1 pseudogene is annotated in these 537 nt (G+C 49.3%); it reads left to right on the top strand.

Annotated features, from left to right (window positions below):
* A pseudogene (locus E0D98_RS25635) lies at positions 1-187 on the top strand (hypothetical protein); the annotation flags it as partial.
* Positions 188-537 lie beyond the last annotated feature (350 nt).

Raw genomic sequence — 537 nt, 5'->3', positions numbered from 1 at the left:
CCGGTTCAGAAACAGGAAAAAACTGAACGCATTGCTGAACATTCTTGAATCTCAGTTCAGGCTTTCTGTCGTGCCGGAAGGAAAAACCATGTATGTTCTGCTTCCCCAGATAGCCAGTTTAAAGTTGTCTGATGTCTCTGGTATTTTTACCTCGGGTTATCACTACAATAAGCTGAGAGCGAAGTAACCGGTGAGCAGTTTTTCTCCATTATGCTTCAGACTTAGATGATTGATTATTATGGGGATTTCATCACCGATATTCAGATGTATGAATATCGGTGATGAACTAAAGCTCAGGAGCTGCGTGGTGGTGATGAATCAACAGGCATATAACGGATACCCGCCGGTCAGAAGTTCCAGCCTGCGACTTTCCTGTCTGCGTGCCCGCAGTCCGGTGTTCAGGTGCAGCGTGTGACAGAACGCACGGAGAGCGAAACGGCAGGCAGACAGGCCGTTCAGTCAGCCCTGGCACCCTGCCCGGATACCAGCTTCCCTGAAACAACTGGCATCAGGTGCGCTTATCGTCAACCGTTGTGC

Source organism: Escherichia sp. KCJ4928, from assembly GCF_004352695.1.
GTDB lineage: Bacteria > Pseudomonadota > Gammaproteobacteria > Enterobacterales > Enterobacteriaceae > ECMA0423.
The sequence above is the reverse complement of the archived record's forward strand: the minus strand, read 5'-3'. Positions and strand labels throughout refer to the sequence as shown.